This is a genomic window from Streptomyces sp. ISL-11 (genome assembly GCF_018614525.1).
GTDB lineage: Bacteria > Actinomycetota > Actinomycetes > Streptomycetales > Streptomycetaceae > Streptomyces.
In genome coordinates, this window is record NZ_JAGGOL010000043.1 from 1 (window position 1) to 5,353 (window position 5,353).

Consider the following 5,353-nt stretch of genomic DNA (forward strand, 5'->3'; position numbering starts at 1 on the left):
GGCTGACCGTCGCCCGTGGACGGCAGCGGCGCCAGGCCCAGCACGGCCACCGGCCCCCGGCACCACGCGGGCACGGCGGCACCGTCGCGTGCCGCATCCGGGGCCGCATCCGGGGAGGTCGCCGGGGCCGCCGCCATCGTCGATTCCTTCCGCGCTTCCTTGCGGGCCGCCTTCACGGCCTCGCGCGCGGCGCGGGTCCGCAAGTGGCGCACCGCGAGCGCCCCTGGCACGCCGATGCCCGCCATCCAGGCCAGGGCGGCCGGTCCCGCGTACCACGACGGGCCGAACGCGGCGAGGGTCCCGCTGCCGACCGCGCCCGAGGCCACGCCCGCCAGGACCATGACCGCTCCGGCGCAGAACACGGAGCCGAGGAGGGCGGTCCAGGCGATTCCGGCGAGGGAGGCGCGGCCCGCCGCGTCCGGGTCCCGGGGCACGGTCGCGTACGCGACCGCCACCCCGGCGACAACGGGCACCGCCCCCGCCGCCGCCCACGTCAGCGGTCCGGAGGCGCCCGCCGCCGGGAGCACGTCGAGCAGCGGGAAGCGCGGCAGGTCGGGGTACCCGGCCGCACCCGAGGGGGCCACCACGCTGCCCGCGCCGACCGCGAAGCCGGGCCCGAGCCCGTACGCCGCCGCCCACACGACCGCGTTCGGCAGGAGCACCACGCACAGCAGGATCACGGCGAGCCGGCCCGACCAGGCCATCGTCATCCGGAGCAACGATTCGTGCGCGGCGTTCGCGTGGACGGCCAGCGAGACGCCGAGCAGCACCGCGCCGGCGGCGAGCAGCGTCCCGGTGGCCACGACGCCGACGCGCGTCGCGGCCTTCAGCCAGGGGCGCGCGAACCAGGTCCGTACGCCCTCGGGCACCGCCTCCAGCGCCGGCCGGACGAACGCGGGCACCGACCCGACGGGACGGCCCGCCGCCGTCCACACCCCGAGGGCGACGGACGCGCCGGCCACCAGCGGCACGTGCAGCAGGGCGCTCAGGGGCGCGACCCGTACGGGGCCGGAGGAGACATAGACCACGGCGGCCGCGGCGACCAGGAGGTAGCCGCCGAGGAGAGCGAGGGCGGCGGTGCGCGGCGCGAGCGTCTCCTCTTCTGCCGGGCGGTCGTCCGAATGGCCGTCCTCGAAGACGTCGGCGGCGTCGACGGCGTCCACGGGCTCCGTCGCCCCGGCGTCGTCGAGGCGATCGGTGTCCTCGGGGCAGCCCTCCGGTTCGTCTTCCGGTTCGTCCTCCGCCGACAGTTCCTCCCCGGGCTCCAGCGCGTGCCGCGCGGCGCGGTAGAGCAGCCAGCACGGCAGGACCGTGAGCAGCAGCGGCGTCAGGCCGACCGGCGCGGGCGTCCCGGAGAGCGTCTCGGTCCGTACGAGGTCGGCTCCCTGCGCGAGCAGCCACAGGTCGGCGGCGATGCGCAGGGCACCGGCGGGCCCGCTGTCGGGGTAGGGCGAGGTGATCCACAGCAGCAGTACGGCGACGGCGAGGGCGCCGAGCCCCAGGCCCGCGGCGACCATCCCGCCGAAGAACACCGTGCCCGCCATGGGCGGCCCGCTCACGACGGACCGGCCGTGCGCGGGCGACGGCAGGCTGTGCTCGGCATCCAGGGTCACGGGGCCATGCTGCCAACAACAGGGCTTTCGTACGGGTAACGAGCAAATGGCCGTCGTGTCGCCTCAGATGCGCTTATGCCCCTTTTGAGTGACAGCGATGGGTGCGGATACGAGCGTGGGCCCGTACCCCTCGCGAGAGGTACGGGCCCACGTCTGCCGGACCGGCGGCCGCATCGGGTCGCGGTCCGGGCGGTCGCTCAGGCGGTGACTCAGGCGCCGAGCGCGGCACGCGCCAGGCGGGCCGTCTCGGACGGCGTCTTGCCGACCTTCACACCGGCGGCCTCGAGGGCCTCCTTCTTCGCCTGCGCGGTGCCGGACGAACCGGACACGATCGCACCGGCGTGGCCCATCGTCTTGCCCTCGGGCGCGGTGAAACCGGCCACGTAGCCGACGACCGGCTTGGTCACGTTGGCCTTGATGAAGTCGGCGGCACGCTCCTCCGCGTCGCCACCGATCTCGCCGATCATGACGATCAGGTCGGTGTCGGGGTCGGCCTCGAACGCGGCGAGCGCGTCGATGTGCGTGGTGCCGATGACCGGGTCGCCACCGATGCCGACGGCCGAGGAGAAGCCGATGTCACGGAGCTCGTACATCATCTGGTAGGTCAGCGTGCCGGACTTGGACACGAGACCGATGCGGCCGGGCTTGGTGATGTCGCCCGGGATGATGCCGGCGTTGGACTGGCCCGGGGTGATGAGACCGGGGCAGTTCGGGCCGATGATGCGGGTCTTGTTGCCCTTGGCCTTCGCGTACGCCCAGAAGGCGGCGGAGTCGTGGACCGCGATGCCCTCGGTGATCACGACGGCCAGCGGGATCTCGGCGTCGATCGCCTCGACGACGGCGGCCTTGGCGAACGCCGGCGGGACGAAGAGCACGGACACGTCGGCGCCCGTCTTCTCCATCGCTTCCTTGACGGAGCCGAAGACCGGGACCTCGGTGCCGTCGAAGTCGACGGACGTGCCGGCCTTGCGGGGGTTCACGCCACCGACGATGTTGGTGCCGTCGGCCAGCATGAGCTTGGTGTGCTTCATGCCCGTGGCGCCGGTCATCCCCTGGACGATGACCTTGCTGTCCTTGGTGAGGAAGATAGCCATGGTTGTGGAGTCCTCGTCCTTTACTTAGCCGCAGCCAGCTCGGCGGCCTTGTCGGCCGCGCCGTCCATGGTGTCCACGCGCTGCACGAGCGGGTGGTTGGCGTCGGAAAGGATCTTGCGACCCAGCTCCGCGTTGTTGCCGTCGAGGCGTACGACGAGCGGCTTGGTGACGTCCTCGCCCTTGTTCTTGAGCAGCTCAAGAGCCTGGACGATGCCCTTGGCGACCTCGTCGCACGCGGTGATGCCACCGAAGACGTTGACGAAGACGGACTTGACGTCCGGGTCACCGAGGATGATCTCGAGGCCGTTCGCCATCACCTCGGCGGAGGCGCCGCCACCGATGTCGAGGAAGTTGGCGGGCTTGACGTTGTCGTGCTTCTCACCGGCGTACGCGACGACGTCCAGGGTGCTCATGACGAGACCCGCGCCGTTGCCGATGATGCCGACCTGACCGTCGAGCTTGACGTAGTTCAGGCCCTTGGCCTTGGCGGCCGCCTCGAGGGGGTTGGCCGCGGCCTTGTCCTCGAGCGCCTCGTGCTCCGGCTGGCGGAAGTCGGCGTTCTCGTCGAGCGAGACCTTGCCGTCGAGCGCCAGGATGTCACCGTTGGCGACCTTGGCGAGCGGGTTGACCTCGACGAGGAGCGCGTCCTCGGCGACGAAGGTCTTCCACAGCGTCACCATGACCTCGGCGACCTTCTCGGCCACCTCGGCCGGGAACTTCGCCAGGGCGACGATCTCGCGGGCCTTCTCGATGGTGACACCGGTGTTGGAGTCGACCGGGACCTTCGCGAGGGCCTCGGGGGTCTTCTCCGCGACCTCCTCGATGTCCATGCCGCCCTGCACCGAGGCCATGGCCAGGAAGGTGCGGTTGGTGCGGTCGAGGAGGTACGAGACGTAGTACTCCTCGAGGATCTCGGGAGCGGTCTCGGCGATCATCACCTTGTGGACCGTGTGGCCCTTGATGTCCATGCCGAGGATGTCCGTCGCGCGAGCGACGGCCTCGTCCGGGGTGGCAGCAAGCTTCACGCCGCCGGCCTTGCCGCGGCCACCGACCTTCACCTGCGCCTTGACGACCGAACGGCCGCCCAGCTTCTCGGTGGCCTCGCGCGCCGCCTCAGGCGTGTCGATGACTTCACCGGCCAGCACCGGTACACCGTGCTTGGCGAAGAGGTCCCTCGCCTGGTACTCGAACAGGTCCACGCGCGTCAGTCCCTTTTCCATGGATATCGCGGTTCGTTGTCTGCGCGGGCGTGCCGCGGGGCAGCGTGACGACGCGATCTTTGACGAGGGCGGCACACGTTCACCGTTGACGCGGCATGTCCGCCTCGCAGGTTATCCCCGTGGGCCGGGGGTCCCTAAATCGCAGGTCACACTCTGGCCGTGATTACGCTCACAGATCGCGCACCCGTCGCCACCGGTCGCGCACGGGTCAGGGCTCGGGTATGGGCAGCGGCCGCCTCTCCAGGGCGGCGGCCATCACGTCCGGGAAGAGGTCGGGCGTGCAGGCGAAGGCGGGCGCGCCGAGGGCCGCCAGCGCGGCCGCGTGGTCCCGGTCGTAGGCCGGGGCTCCCTCGTCGGAGAGCGCCAGAAGGGTCACGAATCGCACGCCGGCGGTCTTCATCGCGGCGACCCGCTTGAGCATTCCGTCGCGGATTCCGCCCTCGTAAAGATCACTGATGAGGACTACGACGGTTTCCGTCGGGCGGGTGATCCTCGACTGGCAGTAGGCGAGCGCGCGATTGATGTCCGTGCCCCCGCCGAGCTGGGTGCCGAACAGCACGTCGACCGGGTCGGCCAGCTGGTCGGTGAGGTCCACGACGGCGGTGTCGAAGACGACGAGCCGGGTGTCGAGCGAGCGCATCGAGGCGAGCACCGCGCCGAAGACGGAGGCGTAGACGACGGAGGCCGCCATCGAGCCGGACTGGTCGATGCAGAGAATCACCTCCTTGCGCACCGACCGGGCGGCCCGGCCGTAGCCGATGAGCCGTTCGGGCACGACGGTGCGGTGCTCGGGGAGATAGTTCTTGAGGTTGGCCCGGATGGTGCGGTCCCAGTCGATGTCGTGGTGCCGGGGCCGGCTGACGCGGGCCGAGCGGTCGAGGGCGCCGTTGAGGGTGGCGCGGGTGCGGTCGGACAGGCGGGCCTCCAGGTCGCGCACGACCTTGCGGACGACGGCCCGCGCGGTCTCCTTCGTGGTCTCGGGCATGGCCTTGTTGAGCGAGAGCAGGGTGCCGACGAGGTGGACGTCCGCCTCGACGGCTTCGAGCATCTCCGGCTCCAGCAGCAGGGCGGAGAGGCCGAGCCGGTCGATGGCGTCGCGCTGCATCACCTGGACGACGGACGCCGGGAAGTACGTACGGATGTCACCCAGCCAGCGGGCGACCCTCGGCGCGGACTGGCCGAGCCCCGCCTCCCGCCGCTCGCCGCCGGCCGGCCCGGCCCCGTACAGCGCCTCCAGGGTCCGGTCCACGCCCACGTCGCTCCCGGCGAGCGCGCACCCGGTCCCGTCGGCTCCCCCGTCCCCGCCGAGCACGAGCCGCCAGCGGCGGAGGCGCTCGGCGGCGGGGTCGGCGGGTGGGGTGGCGGGTGAGGTGGCGGGTGAGGTGGCGGCGGTCGCGGCTGCGACAGCGGCCGACGGCGGGACGGC

General features: G+C 72.0%; 4 protein-coding genes. All 4 read right to left on the minus strand.

Annotated elements, in window-relative coordinates; genetic code table 11:
* On the minus strand, window positions 1-1,613 hold a 1,613-nt coding region (locus tag J7E86_RS30955; protein WP_308312559.1), incomplete at its 3' end, for a DUF6350 family protein.
* Between the two features lie 209 nt (window positions 1,614-1,822).
* On the minus strand, window positions 1,823-2,707 hold the full coding sequence (gene sucD, locus J7E86_RS11485) for a succinate--CoA ligase subunit alpha (protein WP_215081489.1): 885 nt from the start codon (window positions 2,705-2,707) through the stop codon (window positions 1,823-1,825).
* A 20-nt stretch (window positions 2,708-2,727) separates the two neighbouring features.
* Window positions 2,728-3,906 (minus strand): ADP-forming succinate--CoA ligase subunit beta, encoded by a 1,179-nt coding sequence (gene sucC / locus J7E86_RS11490; protein ID WP_215081490.1) that lies wholly within the window; start codon window positions 3,904-3,906, stop codon window positions 2,728-2,730.
* A gap of 229 nt (window positions 3,907-4,135) precedes the next feature.
* Window positions 4,136-5,239, minus strand: a complete 1,104-nt coding sequence (locus J7E86_RS11495; protein WP_215081491.1) for a VWA domain-containing protein — start codon at window positions 5,237-5,239, stop codon at window positions 4,136-4,138.
* Window positions 5,240-5,353 lie beyond the last annotated feature (114 nt).

What these genes read in the sequence shown, in the direction of transcription:
- sucD (WP_215081489.1), bottom strand. Translation starts at nt 2,707, where the DNA reads ATGGCTATCTTCCTCACCAAGGACAGCAAGGTCATCGTCCAGGGGATG.